The sequence below is a fragment of the Paenibacillus andongensis genome (assembly GCF_025369935.1).
GTDB lineage: Bacteria > Bacillota > Bacilli > Paenibacillales > NBRC-103111 > Paenibacillus_E > Paenibacillus_E andongensis.
Genome location: NZ_CP104467.1, coordinates 7,496,202 through 7,513,304, shown reverse-complemented (window position 1 = coordinate 7,513,304; position 17,103 = coordinate 7,496,202). Strand labels below are relative to the sequence as shown.

At 45.7% G+C, this 17,103-nt stretch carries 18 protein-coding genes; 14 read left to right on the top strand and 4 right to left on the bottom strand.

The window, feature by feature from the left end; all coding sequences use genetic code 11:
- Window positions 1-5: 5 nt before the first annotated feature.
- Together NYR53_RS33700 and NYR53_RS33695 are read right to left on the bottom strand one after the other, a co-directional pair.
- A complete protein-coding gene (locus NYR53_RS33700) occupies window positions 6-344 on the bottom strand; it encodes a hypothetical protein (RefSeq protein WP_261303299.1) in 339 nt (112 codons plus the stop codon).
- A 48-nt stretch (window positions 345-392) separates the two neighbouring features.
- On the bottom strand, window positions 393-674 hold the full coding sequence (locus NYR53_RS33695) for a hypothetical protein (RefSeq protein ID WP_261303298.1): 282 nt from the start codon (window positions 672-674) through the stop codon (window positions 393-395).
- A gap of 563 nt (window positions 675-1,237) precedes the next feature.
- Here NYR53_RS33695 and NYR53_RS33690 point away from each other — a divergent pair.
- The 5 genes from NYR53_RS33690 (at window position 1,238) to NYR53_RS33670 (ending at window position 4,477) form a co-directional block, all read left to right on the top strand.
- Window positions 1,238-1,681, top strand: coding sequence for a MarR family winged helix-turn-helix transcriptional regulator (locus tag NYR53_RS33690; RefSeq protein ID WP_261303297.1), 444 nt, complete (start codon window positions 1,238-1,240; stop codon window positions 1,679-1,681).
- Between the two features lie 85 nt (window positions 1,682-1,766).
- The gene (locus NYR53_RS33685; RefSeq protein WP_261303296.1) at window positions 1,767-2,168 is read left to right on the top strand and encodes a DoxX family protein; all 402 of its coding nucleotides are present in this window, start codon (window positions 1,767-1,769) and stop codon (window positions 2,166-2,168) included.
- A 65-nt stretch (window positions 2,169-2,233) separates the two neighbouring features.
- Window positions 2,234-3,193, top strand: a complete 960-nt coding sequence (locus NYR53_RS33680) for a ring-cleaving dioxygenase (RefSeq protein ID WP_261303295.1) — start codon at window positions 2,234-2,236, stop codon at window positions 3,191-3,193.
- Window positions 3,190-3,798, top strand: coding sequence for an alpha/beta hydrolase (locus tag NYR53_RS33675; RefSeq protein WP_261303294.1), 609 nt, complete (start codon window positions 3,190-3,192; stop codon window positions 3,796-3,798). The genes NYR53_RS33680 and NYR53_RS33675 overlap by 4 nt, the downstream gene beginning before the upstream one ends.
- A 67-nt stretch (window positions 3,799-3,865) precedes the next feature.
- On the top strand, window positions 3,866-4,477 hold the full coding sequence (locus tag NYR53_RS33670; protein ID WP_261303293.1) for a flavin reductase family protein: 612 nt from the start codon (window positions 3,866-3,868) through the stop codon (window positions 4,475-4,477).
- A gap of 219 nt (window positions 4,478-4,696) precedes the next feature.
- On the opposite strand, the gene NYR53_RS33665 is transcribed toward NYR53_RS33670, so the two are convergent.
- On the bottom strand, window positions 4,697-5,692 hold the full coding sequence (locus tag NYR53_RS33665) for an LLM class flavin-dependent oxidoreductase (RefSeq protein ID WP_261303292.1): 996 nt from the start codon (window positions 5,690-5,692) through the stop codon (window positions 4,697-4,699).
- A 563-nt stretch (window positions 5,693-6,255) separates the two neighbouring features.
- On the opposite strand from NYR53_RS33665, the gene desA reads away from it, so the two are divergent.
- The 6 genes from desA to NYR53_RS33635 all read left to right on the top strand — a co-directional run bounded on the left by desA (window position 6,256) and on the right by NYR53_RS33635 (window position 12,882).
- On the top strand, window positions 6,256-7,290 hold the full coding sequence (gene desA / locus NYR53_RS33660; protein WP_261303291.1) for a Delta(5) desaturase DesA: 1,035 nt from the start codon (window positions 6,256-6,258) through the stop codon (window positions 7,288-7,290).
- 142 nt (window positions 7,291-7,432) lie between these two features.
- Window positions 7,433-8,059 carry a TetR/AcrR family transcriptional regulator gene (locus NYR53_RS33655; RefSeq protein ID WP_261303290.1) on the top strand — a complete coding sequence of 209 codons (627 nt, stop codon included), beginning with the start codon at window positions 7,433-7,435 and terminating at the stop codon, window positions 8,057-8,059.
- A gap of 67 nt (window positions 8,060-8,126) precedes the next feature.
- The gene (locus tag NYR53_RS33650; protein WP_261303289.1) at window positions 8,127-11,237 is read left to right on the top strand and encodes an MMPL family transporter; all 3,111 of its coding nucleotides are present in this window, start codon (window positions 8,127-8,129) and stop codon (window positions 11,235-11,237) included.
- 7 nt (window positions 11,238-11,244) lie between these two features.
- Entirely contained in the window at window positions 11,245-11,451 is a 207-nt protein-coding gene (locus NYR53_RS33645) for a hypothetical protein (protein ID WP_261303288.1), read from the top strand.
- 580 nt (window positions 11,452-12,031) lie between these two features.
- A complete protein-coding gene (locus NYR53_RS33640) occupies window positions 12,032-12,373 on the top strand; it encodes a winged helix-turn-helix transcriptional regulator (protein ID WP_261303287.1) in 342 nt (113 codons plus the stop codon).
- Between the two features lie 116 nt (window positions 12,374-12,489).
- Window positions 12,490-12,882, top strand: a complete 393-nt coding sequence (locus tag NYR53_RS33635) for a RidA family protein (RefSeq protein ID WP_261303286.1) — start codon at window positions 12,490-12,492, stop codon at window positions 12,880-12,882.
- Between the two features lie 122 nt (window positions 12,883-13,004).
- Here the strand turns inward: NYR53_RS33635 and NYR53_RS33630 are convergent, their stop codons facing one another.
- Window positions 13,005-13,214 carry a hypothetical protein gene (locus NYR53_RS33630; protein WP_437180209.1) on the bottom strand — a complete coding sequence of 70 codons (210 nt, stop codon included), beginning with the start codon at window positions 13,212-13,214 and terminating at the stop codon, window positions 13,005-13,007.
- 234 nt (window positions 13,215-13,448) lie between these two features.
- On the opposite strand from NYR53_RS33630, the gene NYR53_RS33625 reads away from it, so the two are divergent.
- From NYR53_RS33625 to NYR53_RS33615, 3 genes are all read left to right on the top strand, one after another.
- Window positions 13,449-14,411 carry an ABC transporter permease gene (locus tag NYR53_RS33625; protein WP_261303285.1) on the top strand — a complete coding sequence of 321 codons (963 nt, stop codon included), beginning with the start codon at window positions 13,449-13,451 and terminating at the stop codon, window positions 14,409-14,411.
- Window positions 14,412-14,429: 18 nt separating this feature from the next.
- Window positions 14,430-15,311: a carbohydrate ABC transporter permease gene (locus NYR53_RS33620; RefSeq protein WP_261303284.1), complete on the top strand. Its 882-nt coding sequence runs from the start codon at window positions 14,430-14,432 to the stop codon at window positions 15,309-15,311.
- A gap of 152 nt (window positions 15,312-15,463) precedes the next feature.
- Window positions 15,464-17,047: an extracellular solute-binding protein gene (locus tag NYR53_RS33615; RefSeq protein ID WP_261303283.1), complete on the top strand. Its 1,584-nt coding sequence runs from the start codon at window positions 15,464-15,466 to the stop codon at window positions 17,045-17,047.
- Window positions 17,048-17,103 lie beyond the last annotated feature (56 nt).

The following is a 17,103-nucleotide window of genomic DNA, read 5'->3' as shown; positions in this document are numbered from 1 at the left end:
AACCACTAACAGTAGAAGGCTCGGTGTCTGCCAGGCAGCTTATAAGAGCGAATACGTGTAGTACCAGAAGCAGGTTGTAATAGCCCCATTTGGGCAAGTTTACGCAGGAGTTTACCGGCATGGTTTCTGCTAATGCTTAGTCGCTGTGAAATGGTTATTGGTAGAAGGGGATCATTGGTTTGTCCAGCGATTCTCAGAATTTCTTTATCTTCCAATGTTAACGCTAGACCAGAATATTCCTCACCAAACCAGCTGCCCATCATTTGCAGGATCAGTTGCTGACACTGACGTGGCTTTTCCTTTATTTCGTCATAGGCAAAGCGGAGAACCTTCCATCCATCCAAAATGAGATGGTTTTGACGAGTTAACTGGTCCGCAAATTGCAGGGCGATTTATTTCTTTATGATGCGTCTTGTAGCCATCAATCTCGATACAGACCAAATGAGTCCCGCGAATATAAAAGCGAAGTCCAAATATCGATCACCGTCCTTAAAGTCCGAAACCTGATATTCGGCATGAAGAAAATCAAATCGTCCGACAGCTGGCCACCAAACCTGCTCGAGGAACAACTTCTCAGCATGACCGTGGCCTTCCTGAAGACGTCTTAGAGATTCGCCCGATCTCGTCTTCATCTGCAAATGCATAAATTTCTCATAGCTTGCGTCAAATAGCATAAACAATGCCTCCTATTATTCATTGTACCTAAAGAAAAAAACCGCTCATCTCCTACTGGAGAGAGCGGTCTATGTACTTCACGACCCGGAATCCTATCTCGATTATTTTACACGAATCAATGACTCAGCGGCAAAAGGGGGGAGGATGAAAAAAATTTAGGGACCACTATAAGCAGAAATCTTAAAGAATATAGTCAGAGGCTAGGTTTAATTTCTTAATGGATCGATTTGATTTTTTTGCCTTGGAGTAGGGGAATTTATAGAAGCGTTATATCATCAATTGGCATCATTTGGAGACAGAATTCAGAAATAGTGAATCGTAGTTCCGCGGAAATATGAATTCGGGCTATTTTCATCCAAATAATTCACTTTAGTTTGACAGCGGGTGAGTTGGATAAAAGCTTGTCAGAAGAGGCGTATTATTTTAAAAATAGCTATTGACATCTATCTCAAATTGATGTATCTTTAAATCAAGATATTACAAATTAAGATTTAGCAGCTCAGCATGACACATTACAGCGCATCACATTACAGAAAAAGATAAAAGAAATGAGGTGAACCAAATGAGTGAACAAAGAAATGATTCATTAGATCTCTATATTGCACTTTCCAGAGCAAGTGAATGGGTCAACGCCCATGGGGACCGCGATATTCGGAATCATGGCTTGAACCGAACGGAATTCGGTGTTCTCGAGCTGCTTTATCATAAAGGCGCGCAGCCGATTCAACAGATTGGCGGCAAGGTGCTGATGAGCAGCGGGAACATTACCTATGTTGTAGATAAGCTGGAGAAGAAGGAGTTCGTAAAGCGAAAGACATCAACCGAAGACCGCAGGCTCATTTTTGCGGAAATTACGGATAAAGGGAAGCAATTTATTGAAGAGGTATTTCCCAAGCATACCAAGGTCATTGAGAAAGCGGTGGCTGGACTTACGGCAGAAGAGAAGAAGATAGCTAGTCAATTGTTGAAGAAGCTTGGTAAGTTTGCTCAGGATGGTTTCAAGTAGTTTGCCCTCCCTAAGAGGATGTTAACTACTTAACCTTTTAACTAATATCTTAAATTAGAGATTCTTAAAATGGAGGAGATTGAATATGAGTATCGCATTGGGATTATTAATCATTCGTTTGGTAGTTGGATTAAGCTTTGTGGCGCATGGGGCACAGAAATTATTTGGTTGGTTCGGAGGCTATGGTCCGAAAGGAACGGGCGGCTGGATGGAATCCATCGGCATTAAACCCGGTGTTGCTATGGCGGTTATGGCGGGACTCATGGAGTTCGTAGGCGGTGCATTGTTTGCCGCTGGATTTGGTACAGTTTTAGCTTCATTGCTTATTATCATGACGATGGTCGTTGCGATTGTTAAAGTACACGGTAAAAACGGTTATTGGGCTACCTCGGGCGGCTATGAATACAACTTACTGCTGATTGCTATTGCGGTAGGCGTGGCATTTATGGGTGCAGGAACTTATTCCGTTGACGCTTTATTCAATTAATAATCATGGATACTTTTAAATCAGGTCTGGACATAATTAAACTAAACTAAAGGAGTTGGATTTCAATGACACAACAACAACAACAAACTGCAGGTATTCACCATATAACAGCTTTCGTTCAAAATGCACAGGAAACCGTAGACTTTTATGCAGGGATTCTAGGACTTCGGATGATCAAAAAAACGATTAACTTCGACGCACCGGAAGTGTACCATCTGTACTTTGGTAATGAAATGGGAAGTCCGGGGACAATCATTACTTTCTTCCCATGGGCGCACTCTCGCAAAGGGCGTATCGGCGGCGGTCAAGTCGGTATCACAACGTATGCTGTGCCTACAGGCAGCCTATCATTCTGGGAAGAGCGTCTAACGCAGTTTGATATTCCTTTTGAAAAAACACAAAGATTCTCAGAAACGTACCTTCAATTCGAAGACCGGGATGGTCTGAAACTTGAAATCGTAGAGCGCGAGCAAGGAGCGCTTAGCCAATGGTCATTCGGCGGCGTTCCAACAGATAAAGCGATCAAAGGCTTCGGCGGCGCTGTTCTCTACAGCACGGCTCCTGACAAAACTTCGCAGCTGCTAGAGCAAGTGATGGGGCTTCAAAAAGTAGGGCAAGAGGGAGCTTACGCTCGATTCAAATCCTTCGGGGATTTGGGGAATATCGTCGATATTAATGTAACCCCGATGGCCTATGGAGCTGGCGGAGCGGGCACCGTCCATCACATTGCATGGCGCGCCAAAGATGATGCTGAGCATGCACTATGGAGAAGCCATGTACAGTCTAATGGGTACCAACCTACGCCGATCGTGGATCGTCAATATTTTAACGCGATCTACTTCCGTGAAGAGGGCGGCATACTCTTTGAGATTGCAACGGATCCTCCGGGCTTTGCACGTGATGAACAGCCAGAGGTGCTAGGTGAGAAACTGATGCTGCCTGAATGGTTCGAAGAGAGCCGTGAGCAAATCGAGCGTAATCTTCCGCCGATTCAAGTACGTGTCGTGGAGGCGAAAAAACAATGAAACATATCTTTCAAAAGGGAACAGATATAACGGCTCCGGTACTCGTGCTCTTTCATGGCACGGGTGGTACCGAACGTGATCTACTGCCGCTGGCTCAGGCGATTTCACCGACATCGTCGGTGCTGAGCGTAAGAGGCAATGTGCTTGAGAATGGGATGCCGCGGTTCTTTCGCCGGTTGGCTGAGGGAATCTTTGATGAGGAGGACCTCATCTTCCGTACCAAGGAATTGTACGATTTCCTCGATGAAGCTGCCGTGGAACACGGCTTTGATCGTCAGAATCTCGTAGCCATCGGCTACTCCAATGGCGCAAACATCGCCGGAAGCCTCTTATTCCACTATCCGGATGCACTGCGAGGCGCGATTCTCCATCACCCAATGGTGCCGCTGCGAGGCATTCAACTGCCGGATCTCTCGGGTATTCCGGTCTTTATCGGAGCGGGTCGGAACGATCCGATCTGCTCCCCACAGGAGACGGAGGAATTACAAAAGCTGCTAAGTGAAGCGGGATCGACGGTTGCCGTTCACTGGGAACAGGCAGGGCATCAGTTGACTCGTTCGGAGGTTGAAGCAGCAACGACTTGGTTTAAGACGAATTTGGCATGAGCCGAGTCTAGTAGCAGAGAGACTTTGAGCAAGCTCAAAGATCCCTATATAAGGTGGGAGATGCTTTGTGAGATCCATTGATCCCTCAAGTCAAAGCGAGCGGGAAAACTATAAGCTATTAATAGGCAGCATAATTCCTAGGCCGATTGCATTTGTTACATCCCTATCCTCGGAGGGTGTGCTCAATGCAGCACCTTATAGTTATTTTACAATTGTGACGGCGAATCCTCCAATGGTCGCTATCTCTGTGCAGAGGAAGCAGGGTGTTCGCAAGGACACTTCGCGAAACGCCGTCGATACTGGAGCTTTCGTCGTTCATATCTCAGACGAATCGTACATTGACCAGATCAATCAAACCGCTGCTGCGCTAGCGTCGAATGAAAGCGAAGTGGCTTTAGCCGGACTTACACCCGTCGCGAGTGACAAGATTGCCGTACCAGGTATCGCCGAAGCGAGTATACGCATGGAATGTGTCCTGGAACAAGTCATAACCCTTGGCGGAACAGATGATGCGCCTGCAGCCGATTTGTTAATCGGTAGAGTCGTACAGTTTCATATCGCTGAGTCCTTGTATGAAAACGGTCATATTGACCCGAATGGACTTAAGCCCGTCAGTCGGCTGGCCGGCAGCTCGTATGCGAAATTGGGCGAACAATTTGCGATGGATCGTCCCATTTGAATAAATAAATAGAAAAGCCCTCGTGGTCCATTTTCTTTCTTTCGAAGGAGAAATGGATTACGGGGGCTTTTTCAATTTATCCATTTACTAAAAATGTACTATTTGTAAAGTGATTGCGTCTACTCTATATATCTTTCGTTACTATATATAGATATAGGTGATTTGTCGGGGGAACACCACTTTTGATATTCAATGTTAAATTAAGACATTCCAACCGCACTAGACCTCTTTAACAACCTCAGCCACAATTTCATAGGACCTCAAACGAGCATTATGATCATAAATTTGACCGGCAATGATCCATTCATCGGCTGAAGTTTGCTCCTGCAGCTTAGCAAGCTTCTCGCGAACGGTGGCTTTACTTCCTACGATGGAGAAGCTTAAGGCTTTGTGGACATAAGCTTTCTCCTGTGGACTCCATAAGGATTCCATGCTGTCGACGGGTGGGCTCAGCATGCCAGGACGGCCGCGCACGATGTTCAGAAATTGCTGGTGCTGCGACGTTGCCAGATGCTGGGCTTCCTCATCGGTTTCGGCTGCAATAATGTTAACGCCGACCATCGCGTACGGCTTCTCAAGCGCGTCAGACGGGCGGAACTGACGGCGATACAGTTCAAGAGCCGCCAGCAAATAATCCGGAGCGAAGTGGCTGGCGAAAGCGAAAGGAAGCCCCAGCTGACCGGCTAGCTGGGCGCTGAAATCACTCGATCCGAGCAGCCAGATCGGGATGTCCAGCCCTTCGCCCGGCACGGCGCGCACGCCTGGCACACCCGTGCCCAGCGCCGGGTTGAGATAGCCCCGGAGCTCGCTCAGCTGCTCCGGGAAGTCCTGGCCATCGCTGCCTAGGCCGCGGCGGAGCGCTCTTGCCGCGGGCTGGTCGGAGCCAGGCGCGCGCCCTAAACCAAGATCGATGCGTCCCGGAAACATCGATTCCAATGTCCCAAACTGCTCGGCGATGACGAGCGGTGCGTGGTTAGGCAGCATAATGCCGCCAGAGCCTACGCGAATCTTTTCTGTAGCCATCGCGACATACCCGATGACGAGTGATGTGGCGGAGCTGGCAATACCCGGCATGTTATGATGTTCGGCGAGCCAATATCTATGGTAGCCCCACTTTTCAACGTGTCTGGCTAGATCAACGGAACGGTGAAAGGAATCTCTTGGCGTACCGCCAGCAATAACGGGAGCCAAGTCTAAAACAGATATAGGTATCATTGAATAGACCTCCATACTATATATAACTACTATACCAGTATTAAGTAAGACATGCATAAATGGGTCATGCTAGGAAGATACAATCTGCGACCAGAAATCAATGTTTATTATTTGTTCACTTAGACTTACCTATTTGTCGATTAAAAAATAATATAGCCGTAATTCCTTCTATGGATCTAATTCTGGGGGGGATTATTGAGTTTTTTGCAACTTTTGAAGGGGAAACGACAAGTTGATCGCCTAATGTTGTAATAAGGATTAAGGAGACTGTCGATTCAGTGAAAGGAGGTTTGCATTTTAATACGCATGACAAACCTCTCTTCCATGGGAAAATAAGGGTTAGGTTGACATTCGCAGGATGATTTTTGTGCTGTGCAGAATAGTAAAAAATAAGGTCTAATTTACAAATGACTTATATGGCATTTTTACAAAGGAACTTATGATGAGAGGGCAATGTAACATTTCTTCTCTTTATAACGGGAACTTAATTGAATTCCCCACGTACTACATCAGGTGTCGCAAATCAGTCCGGTACGAAACGGAGAGAAGGAGCTTTAATTAGAATGAGTCAACAAGACAAAGGTGGGTGGCGGTCTGACATCGCGCCTTACGAAAGACCACATATGAAGCATAGCGTGTGGCAAATCATTAATACATTAGGACCCTTTTTTGTACTTTGGTATTTCGCCTTCCTAAGTCTTTCGGTTTCAATCTGGCTTACGTTTGTGCTAGACATTATTGCAGCAGGATTCCTCATTCGAATCTTTATTATTTTCCACGATTGCTGCCACAAGTCTTTTTTCAAAAATAAATTGGCGAATGAAATTGTAGGTACATTAACAGGTATTTTGACGTTTGTCCCTTATCATCAGTGGCGTCATACCCACTCCGTCCATCATGCATCCAGCGGTAATTTGGATCGTAGAGGTGTCGGCGATATCTGGACACTAACGGTTGACGAATATATGGCATCTTCTCCGCTTAGAAGACTCTATTATCGGGTTTACCGAAATCCGTTGGTAATGTTTATTGTTGGACCTATTTTCATCTTTTTGATTGATTACCGTTTTAACCGCAAACGCGCAGGAATGAAGGAACGCATCAATACTTACATCACGAACGTGGGTATCGTTGGAAGCATTGCATTGCTTTGCTGGGGTATGGGGTGGCAGTCCTTTCTTCTGATTCAAGGTCCGATGTTTTTCTTTTCAGGTATGGCTGGTATTTGGCTTTTCTACGTTCAGCACAACTATGAAGACTCGTACTATGAGCATGACGGGGAATGGGATTATATGAAAGCCGCTATGCATGGAAGCTCTTTCTACAAATTGCCTAGAATTCTGCACTGGATTACAGGCAATATCGGCTTTCACCATATTCACCATCTGAGCCCGCGAGTTCCTAATTACTATTTGGAAAAGGTGCATAACAAGAGTGCTGAGCTGCGTAAAGTGCAGACGATTACACTGAAGACAAGCTTAGAATCGCTTAAGTTCCGTATTTGGAACGAGGAAACGAAGAAGTTCATACAGTTCAAAGATCTCAAGCCTTTAAAGACGAGAAGAATAATCGAGACACTCAAAGCTAAGGCGGAGTAAATCTTAAAGAAGAGTCGACGGCCTCAGGCAGAAAGCTGCTTAGGTTGTCGGCTTTTTTTTCTCGATTTTCATACTTGCATGAAAGGAAGTACCCACGTTATAATCATTCCATTACGACAAAAAGTGAACAGGTGTTTATTATATGCAGGTTTTAAAAGATGACGTAAAAAAGAGTATCCGCCAAGCAGCATTGTCCGAGTTCAAGAAACATGGCTATATGAAAGCTTCTATTCGGCATATTGCAGACGCTGCGGGTATTACACCGGGCAATATTTATCGGTATTTTAAAAACAAAGAAGACCTATTCTATGAACTGATTCAACCGGTCTATGAGCAGCTTGCTTCGTACACCCTGGAGATCAAGAATGAGGTCGATTACAAATTGTGCAAGGAAACTGCCGATCATCTCGTGATATTACGTAAAATTGATGCGACGATTTTGCAGCTTTTTAAGCAATCGAGTGTGGAGCTGACCATCCTCCTTAATCTGAGTGAAGGATCACGCTACGAAACTGTGAAAGAAGAGCTCATTACGCTGGTGTACCAAATCTTGGAGAACGTGTTCGCCACCACGAAGGAAACTCCGGCACCGCTCGAAGTGAATGAGCAGCAATCTGCACGGATGCTAGCTGTTACGCTTATTGAGGGAATAAGCCTTATTTTGCGCGATTATGAGGATGGCGATACGATTAAAGTGCTGGTTGATGAGCTGGTGTACCTGTATTCAGCGGGTATTTCAGAAAAAATAAAGCTTCAAGGGCTGTGTTAAATTTTTTTGACTCAAAAATGAACGCTTGTTTACTAACGGTTTGTAAATCGGAGGAGGTTTTAGAGAGATGAAACAAATTATTAAATGGCGCTGGACGATTGTCGCCTTGTGGCTGGTAGCTACCGTAGTTCTCACGGTTTTTCAACCTGATGTGAATGCCATTTTAGGGCTCAGGGGCCAGGATCCGCTGCCAAAAGACAGTCCGTCCAAGGTCGCTACCTCAATTTTGAATAAAATGAATGGGGTTAAAGGGACTAGCGATATCATCGTGTTCCACAACCCGAATAAACTGTCGGATACGGATATGAAGCAGATTGAGTCCGGTATTACGAGTATGAAAAACCATCAAGCGGAGCTTGGGTTTGATCAATTACTTGATCCGTTTTCACTGCCTGACGCGAAGTCCTCGCTTATTTCAGAGGATCAGACGACGTTAATGGCGAGCTTTAGTTTGGATAAAAGAGGACGTCATGTCGATGAAATTCAACAAGAGTTTGAGGCTGTTTTGAAAGATGTGAACGTGGATTATTACCTCTCAGGTGAGGACTTTATTCAGAACGATTACATCAAAGCATCTGAGTCAGGTGTGGCAAAAAGTGCGGCGTTAACGGTTATATTTATCTTGACGGTACTGGTCATTATGTTCCGTTCTGTAGTGATTCCGATTGTCTCGCTGCTTGCCGTGGGTATTTCCTACTTGTGCTCCATGGGGATTGCCGCGCAGCTGATTGATAAGTTCGAGTTTCCAGTGACAAGTGTCACGGAGATGCTGCTGATCTTGATTCTTTTCGGTATTGGAACCGACTATAACATCCTGCTGTTCAATCGGTTTAAAGAAGAGTTATCCCACGGTCTGTCTGTGGATGAAGCGATTATTGTGACATATAAAACGGCTGGGAAGACGATTTTTTATAGTATTTTGACCGTATTTATCGCTTTCGCGAGCTTGACGTTTTCGGATTTTGGCATTTATAAATCAGGCAATGTGGTGGCTATTGGTACCGCGGTGCTCTTGCTTGAGATTATGACGGTGACGCCTTTCCTCATGAAAGTACTGGGCAATAAGCTGTATTGGCCTTCTAAGGGTGCAACTGGGCATAAGGAAAGTAAATTTTGGGCGAGCTTGACGGCTATTGCGGTGAAAAGACCGGTGATCACAACGCTGCTTATTCTGATTGTGATGATTCCGATTGCCCTATCGAACCATCAGAAATTGTCTTTTGACCAGTTGAAAGAATTAGGAAATGGCCATGAATCCACCAAAGGATTCAGCCTTGTAGCAGATCATTTTAGCCGAGGCCAAGCGCTGCCGACCATGGTTGTGATAGAGAATGATAAAGCACTTGATAATAATGATGGATTAGCGGCAATTGATAAGCTAACGGACAAATTGAAGAGTGTTCCGGGCGTGGATAAGGTGTCCAGTGTGACGCAGCCACAATCGAAGCCGATTGATAATTTCTATATTTCGACTCAAACGACGACCGTTGCAGAAGGAATTACGGCTTCGCAGAAGGGCGTTAATCAAATAAAAGATGGTTTGAATGTGATGCAAAGTAAGCTGGTCAGTCCAGATTTGTCCGGCACCGACCAGCTAGTAGACGGAACGGGCAAAGTTCAGGATGGCTACAGCCAGATTACTGTTGCGCTTGGGCAAGTATCCAAGGGTATCGCACAGGGGGCTGATGGAGCTGGGGAGCTAAGCGCGGGCATTGCGAGCTTAAAGGATGGCATGACGCAAGTTGATGCCAACACGATTAAGGTAAGCAGCGGGCTTACGCAGCTGCAGCAGGGTTACAGTGCTTTAGCTGACGGCTATCGTCAGATTGAAGGGAAGCTTCCTGGCATTCAGCAGGGGCTGACTGGGATGAATGGACTTATTGGCGGGCTGGGTGAAAAGTACAGCCAGTTAAAGATAGATGCCGATTACGTGAAGTTAAAGCAAACGGGTGAGGGATTGGAAGCTGGACTCGCCCAGTTGAACGGCGGGCTGAAGGAGCTTGGCGCGAATGCCGCCAAGTTGAATGGCTCTTTTGCTGAAGCTGCTGCGGGCTTGGAGCAGATTAATGGTGCGCAGGCGCAGCTTGCTGCGGGATTGGCTTCTCTGCAGAGCGGCTCGGAGGCGCTCGCGAAGGGGCTGAAGCAAGGCAGCGCGGGCAGCCAAGAGATCGCCGCGAACATGGCGAAGCTGAATGACGCGCTGGGCAGCGTCAAGGACGGGCAGCAGAAGCTGAGCGAGGGCTTGTCGGGCTTGGCTGGCGGCATGAGCCAGCTGAAGGACGGCCTCGGCCAAAGCGGCAACGGACTGGGCGATGTGTCCGAGGGGCTCGGCAAAACGAGCCAGTTCCTGACACAGCTGAACAGCTCGAAGACGTTCTTCATTCCGAAAGAAGCGCTATCGAGCGCAGATTTCGGCAAATCTTTGGATAGCTTCATGTCCAAAGATCGCAAGAGTACGAAACTCATCGTCATTTTGAAGGATGATCCGTACTCGTCGGCGGCTATGGACACCATCGAGGGGATTAACGCCGAGTTAGCCTCTAGTTTGAAAGGCACAGTGCTGGAGAAAGCGAAATTCGGTGCCGCGGGACCAAGCTCCACAACCTATGATACGAATAAAGCACAGCTGAAATCGTTCAACAGCACGGCGATCATCGTGATCATTGGCGTATTTATTGTCCTGTTGTTCGTGATACGCTCCTTCTGGCCAGCGGTCTACATCATCGTGTCCCTAGTAATCTCCTACTATGTAGCTATGACCGCTACCAATATCGTTACAGATAAAATCATCGGGGCCGACGGTGTTTCCTCTTTCGTACCGTTCTTCTCCTTCATCATCATCATCGCAGTTGGTGTCGACTACAGCATCTTCCTGATGATGCGATACAAAGAGCTGGGCGAGTTATCGCCATCTAAAGCGATCGTTCAGGCCGCTAAGCACATCGGCGGCGTGGTGATCTCAGCTATGGTCATCCTCGGCGGTACCTTCGCGACGCTGGTTCCATCAGGTCTAGTTCTGCTGATTGAGCTAGCCGTAGCCGTGATCGTGGGGCTCGTTGTGCTTTGCTTTATTTTGCTGCCGATGCTGCTGCCGGCTTTGCTGGCTATGCCTGAGGCGCTGCGGATGAAACGCAAGTCAGCGGCTAGGCAAGTGTCCACGGAGAGTAGAACTGCTTGAGCATGAAGTGAATGAAATTGATTGGCGCCTCCCATTGGGGGCGCTTTTTGTTTTGAGCAGCAACCCGACTTTAGCGATGAAAAACACGCTTACGAGCAGGGAAATTCACATAAAGCCCAGAGTAGATGCGGCAATAGCGATGAAAATCATCGTTAAAGCGGTGGTATTGAGCAGCAGCCTGACTTTAGCGATGAAAATGGTACTAGGTCAATAGAGTGGACACGATAAATGGTGTTCCCTATGCTGCTTTGGTTGCCCAGTACATTGCCTCAAATCGATCGGGGGACTTGTAACCTACTATCTCCATTAAATTGCACAAAAATAAAATGCACAAAAATAATTAAATAATAGCTTACTAATATAGGAGTTTCAGAGTTTTCACAGTGATATCAATGTACATAAATAAACAGAACCTAATTATAGAAAAAATTCCATATCAAATTATCACCATTCGGTTATATTGTACATAAATACATTCCTATCGGAGGGCAAATGGTCAATTCAACTTCGTCAACAATCACTCCTCTTCGAAACCTTAAATTTATTATGATTTCTGTTTGGATTGATTAGGGGACATTGGGTATGTCATAACTTCCCCCCTGTTAATATTAATAGTATTAGCTTTAATTTACATTAACATGTATTAGTTTTAGAACCATCCGGATTAAACATTAAGCACCTTTCGAAACCTTGTTCTCTCCTTTACTTCAAAGTAAGGTTATTATAGACTGAGCGCAAATAAAAAAGTAGTACGCACTTTTTTGACAGGTACTACCCGAAAGGATAGTGGAAATATGAGTATGGCTGAATATAAGGGTAAGGTTAAAAAAATTCAAGATACTCCGTTTGGATATACATTATCGGTTATTGGTGGTAAATGGAAAATGGTTATTATTTACCTTTTAGCAGAAAACAAGCCGGTTCGTTTTAATGATCTAAAAAGACAAATTGGAGCTATAACTTTTAAAACTTTGAGTGTACAACTAAAAGAATTAGAAGCGGATGGTATGGTGGAACGGAAAGAGTATCCTCAAGTTCCCCCAAAAGTCGAGTACAGTCTCACAAAAAAAGCGGAAACACTATTACCTGTTTTAGAAGAGTTATGTGAGTGGGGAGTAAAGAACCAAATTAATTAAAACCAGTTTTCTACTACACTACCCTGCTGGATAGTACATATCAAAATAGTGCGTACTGGTTTTTCATTTGTACTCACTTTATACTGACCTTACTTTGAATTGAAGGAGAGGATACAATGACTAAAGCTAAAACCTACAATCATGGTGTTCCATGGGAAAAAGAATTCAATGTAACTCAAGCTTACAGTGTCAACGGCACTATCTACATTTCGGGACAATTTTCACACAATATGCAGGGTGAGTTTGTTGGCGAGGGCGATATCAAGGTGCAGACCCGGCAGACGTTTGAGAACCTTGATCGCGTTCTGGCGGGATTTGGTGTCACGAAGTCGAACATCGCTGACCTGGAGATCTACCTGACAAGACCGCAAGAGGATTTCGAGCCGTTCCTCAGCGTGTACAAAGAGTATGTGGGTGACCATCGGTCGGCCGTCACTCTCATCGGTGTGTCGGGCTTGGCGTTCCCTGAACAACTGGTTGAAATCCGCGCCGTCGCTCACACCGATTAACTATTAACTCGGTCACAGTGGTCAACGCAATAGTAATCGGGTTTATTATCATTAAAATACACTCTCGCACTTTATGTTTGCGAGGGTGTTTTTTTTATACAAGGACAGTAGTACTCGCGTTCTCAAAAACTGTACAAAATTAGCTGCTTACTACGGACATTTTGTACAGTCCATATATACGTAATATCCGTCACCCAGACTTTGTTGGGGGCGGTCGTTTGAAATTGTTGGTTGAGCAGGTTTTGAGCGACTGGCAGACCGTGGGTGGAGTCCGTTGTTGTTACTCTGAATTTCTTCACGGTACGGGAACGAAGACCCTTTTCCCTCATCATGTGATATTTATGTCGCGTTCCTTCATTTTCCCTCACGCTCCCTCACGCTCCATCGCACTCCCTCACGCTCCATCGCCCCAACACGCACCCCATAGCTCAGCCCAAGCCGCACCGCGGCACTTCCCCAACCTAAAAAAAACACAAGTGAGTGAAAAGACAATCCATAGTTGCAAGCGCTTTAGCAGGGTACGATGTAGGTATAACATCAGCGAAGAAAAGTGAGGGGGGCCAAGAATGGCGGTCAACGCACAAGCGGTAAAAAAGATAAATCAGCGCTCGCAGGTACGTAAAGGTAGATCCTTTCTGCGAACGTTCTGGAAGTATAAGGCGCTGTATTTGATATCGCTGCCGGGGATTTTGTATTTTATTGTTTTCAAGTATGTGCCCTTGTTAGGTTCAGTCATTGCTTTTCAAGATTACAACATTTTTGATGGCTTCACGGGAAGTGAATGGGTGGGGTTCGAGCATTTCATTCGAATGTTTGCCCATTATGACTTCCTCAAGATTTTGAAGAATACAATTCTGATCGGCATTTACGACTTGGTACTGGCTTTTCCGGCGCCAATCATTCTCGCCTTGCTGCTTAATGAGCTACGTGTTGTCGTGTACAAGCGTTTACTTCAAACTGTTGTTTACATGCCTCACTTCTTGTCGTGGGTTATTGTGAGCGGGATTGCGATCGGTATTCTTTCTCCTTCAACGGGAGCTTTGAACCATCTCATCACTTGGCTGGGTTTCGAGCCGATTTATTTCATGGGTGAAGAGTCATGGATTCGTACAGTGCTCATTTCTTCGGGTATTTGGCGTGATTCCGGCTACGGTACCATCATTTATTTGGCGGCACTGGCAGGAATTAATCCGGATCTGTATGAAGCTTCTGAGGTGGATGGCGCGAACCGCTGGAGACAAACCATTTCAATTACGCTCCCGTCGCTTCTACCAACCATTATGATTTTGTTCCTCCTTCATATCGGTAAATTTTTGGATTTTGGCTTCGAGCGTGTTTACGTGTTCCTGAACCCTCTGAATAAAGAAAATGGTGAAATTCTAGACACGTATATTTACACTGCAGGGTTGTTAGGTCAGCAGTTTAGCTATACAACGGCAATCGGACTTTTCAAAGCACTAGTTGGCGTAATTTTTATTGTTACGGGTAATCTTTTAAGCAAAAAAACAACGGGTGAAAGCTTGTACTAAGACGGAGGTGAACGCTTTATGAATCGCAAGCCGACAGCCGGCTGGCAAGTTTTTAACGTCTTTAATGTGCTATTTCTGACTCTTTTATCGCTAGCGATGCTCCTGCCGTTCTTAAACGTGCTGGCCCAATCGTTCAGTTCTTCGGAAGCCATTGTGAATGGGAAGGTATTATTCCTGCCTGTTCAATTTACATCGATCAACTACCAATATGTGTTTAGCGATGCAGCGATCTGGCGTTCCTTCGGAGTGACCGTGTATATTACAGTAGTGGGTACCCTGATCAATCTGATCGCCACAGCATCTCTCGCGTATCCAGTGTCTCGACCCGAGTATGCTGGCCGTAACGTTGTCGTTATTATGGTTCTCATTACGATGGTTTTCACAGCTCCGCTGATTCCTAACTTTATTTTGATGAAAAATTTACATTTAACAAATTCGCTCTGGGCCTTAATGCTTCCAGGTGCTATCAGCGCCTTCAACTTTTTCGTGATGCGGTCGTTCTTCTTGCAAATTCCGAGTGAGCTGATTGATTCCGGACGTATCGACGGCTGCTCCGAGCTCAGAATGATCTGGAATATCGTGCTTCCTTTGTCCAAGCCGGTGATGGCCTCTCTGGGAATCTTTTATGCGGTGGGTCACTGGAATACGTACCAAAGCGCACTGTACTACATTAACAAGCCTGCCTTATGGCCGCTTCAAGTAAAGCTCCGTCAATTGATTGTATCTGAGGATATCAGCATTGATCCGAACGCTTCTCAATTCAGCGGACTTGCTCATATGGATCCGGAAGGTATCAAAATGGCGACCATTATAATTGCGACGATCCCCATTATTCTTATCTACCCGTTCTTGCAGCGCCATTTTGTCAAAGGAATGATGGTGGGTTCTGTAAAATCTTAAGGAAATCCGCTGGATGAAATCAACCATTTCTACAGCATTCTAAAAAAAAGACAAATCGAACTAAAGACATTCCATATCGGCAACTTGTAAACGCTTTTACAATGAAGGTGTGAAAGCGTTCCTATCTTAGTGAAATGAAAAGAGGGGTAGAAATGAAAAAATGGATTCCCACCACGATGGCAGCCGTCATGATGGCCAGCTTGCTGGTTGCTTGCTCTTCTAAAACCGCTGAACAACCGGCGTCAAGCGCTGCGGCTGGTGCGTCAAGCGCAAAGCCCGCTGAAAAAACGAAATTCTCCATCTCCTTGCGTACGCTCGCATTCGGACATGTAGAGAAGTCGCCTGATATTAATCAAGACAAATGGGTGAAAAAGTTAGAAGAGATGACGAACTCCGATATGAATATCGTGCTTGTTCCTCACAAAGAATATGAGCAAAAAATGATTCAGATGTTTGCAACCAATGATATTCCTGATGTTGTACAGGGTAGTGGCGGTGTGAACGGCAAAGAAATGGCTGGTTCCGTGAAGGCAGGCGTGTTCACGCCGCTCGATGATTTATTGAAAAAGTACGGACCGAACTTGCTCAAAAAAGTACCGAAAGACGCGTGGGATAACGTAACCTACCAAGGTAAAATTTTTGCCATTCCGGAATACTTGTCCAACCCTTCCCGTCGCTCTATTTTCATTCGTAAAGATTTGCTTGATAAAACGGGTCTAGGAGTTCCTAAAACCGTTGACGAGTACATGGCCGTACTTCGTAAGTTCAAAGAAATGGGCGTTGAGAACCCGTACATGGGTCGTGAAAACTTCAAGTATTCGGACTCCTTCTTCGGTGCATTCGATGTGTTCCCTTACCTGTCCATGTTCGAGAAGCAAGGCGACCAAATTCTGCCGAAATTTTTCGACACAGAGAATATGACGAAAGCGCTGCAAACGTACAAAACGATGTTTGATGAAGGCTTGATCAACAAAGAATTCGCAACGATCAACGCTACCGTATTCAAAAACACCATTCTTGCGGGTAAAGCAGGTATGTGGTCGATGAACGCAAATGAATTGCTGCAATGGGAAACGCAGCTGAAAACAACCGTTCCAACGGGCGATATCGAGATCATCGCATCCCCGACAGGTCCAGACGGCAAAGGCGGCCACTACTTGTATGGACCTGCGCCGCGTGCTTATTTCATCAATAAAAATGCTAAAAATGCTGCGCAAATTATCCAGTTCTTCGATTGGATGATGTCGGACGAGGCAGAGAAATTCTTTACCTTCGGTATCGAAGGTGACACGTACAAAACAGTGGATGGCAAAATCGACTACAAAGCGCCTACGGATACGGCAGGTGTCGATGAAGAGCGTTACCGTCAATCCTTCTTGTGGCTTGTCCAAGATACGACTTATAATAAAGGGACACTTAGCTTGACCGACGAAGGTAAAAAATTAATGAATGTTTATGATACAACGTTAAAAAATGAAGGACGCGACGGTATCAGCTTCGAGCCACGTCTTGAATCTTTAATGAAAAATCCGGACATTTCGCCGCTTTCCGACCAAGCACCTCCCGTCATTCTCCAGCACATGGTGAAAATGGTGTACGGCAAAGAGCCGATCTCCGATTGGCCGAAAGTATTGGAAGAGTGGAAGTCCAAAGGCGGTAACGAAGTCATCAAGGAAGCAACAGAGAAATTCAATAGTAAAGATTCCGGTACGACCGTGTCGATGCCGCGTAAATAAGCTCATCTGCTGAGCATGACCGCCTCCTCACGTGCCAACCCGCTCGTGGGGAGCGT

Excerpts from the sequence above, each read along its gene's own strand:
- NYR53_RS33695 (WP_261303298.1), bottom strand. The coding sequence starts at position 674 with ATGCTATTTGACGCAAGCTATGAGAAATTTATGCATTTGCAGATGAAG.
- NYR53_RS33690 (WP_261303297.1), top strand. The coding sequence starts at position 1,238 with ATGAGTGAACAAAGAAATGATTCATTAGATCTCTATATTGCACTTTCC.
- NYR53_RS33685 (WP_261303296.1), top strand. The coding sequence starts at position 1,767 with ATGAGTATCGCATTGGGATTATTAATCATTCGTTTGGTAGTTGGATTA.
- NYR53_RS33680 (WP_261303295.1), top strand. The coding sequence starts at position 2,234 with ATGACACAACAACAACAACAAACTGCAGGTATTCACCATATAACAGCT.
- NYR53_RS33675 (WP_261303294.1), top strand. The coding sequence starts at position 3,190 with ATGAAACATATCTTTCAAAAGGGAACAGATATAACGGCTCCGGTACTC.
- NYR53_RS33665 (WP_261303292.1), bottom strand. The coding sequence starts at position 5,692 with ATGATACCTATATCTGTTTTAGACTTGGCTCCCGTTATTGCTGGCGGT.
- desA (WP_261303291.1), top strand. The coding sequence starts at position 6,256 with ATGAGTCAACAAGACAAAGGTGGGTGGCGGTCTGACATCGCGCCTTAC.
- NYR53_RS33655 (WP_261303290.1), top strand. The coding sequence starts at position 7,433 with ATGCAGGTTTTAAAAGATGACGTAAAAAAGAGTATCCGCCAAGCAGCA.
- NYR53_RS33650 (WP_261303289.1), top strand. The coding sequence starts at position 8,127 with ATGAAACAAATTATTAAATGGCGCTGGACGATTGTCGCCTTGTGGCTG.
- NYR53_RS33640 (WP_261303287.1), top strand. The coding sequence starts at position 12,032 with ATGAGTATGGCTGAATATAAGGGTAAGGTTAAAAAAATTCAAGATACT.
- NYR53_RS33635 (WP_261303286.1), top strand. The coding sequence starts at position 12,490 with ATGACTAAAGCTAAAACCTACAATCATGGTGTTCCATGGGAAAAAGAA.
- NYR53_RS33630 (WP_437180209.1), bottom strand. The coding sequence starts at position 13,214 with ATGATGAGGGAAAAGGGTCTTCGTTCCCGTACCGTGAAGAAATTCAGA.
- NYR53_RS33625 (WP_261303285.1), top strand. The coding sequence starts at position 13,449 with ATGGCGGTCAACGCACAAGCGGTAAAAAAGATAAATCAGCGCTCGCAG.
- NYR53_RS33620 (WP_261303284.1), top strand. The coding sequence starts at position 14,430 with ATGAATCGCAAGCCGACAGCCGGCTGGCAAGTTTTTAACGTCTTTAAT.
- NYR53_RS33615 (WP_261303283.1), top strand. The coding sequence starts at position 15,464 with ATGAAAAAATGGATTCCCACCACGATGGCAGCCGTCATGATGGCCAGC.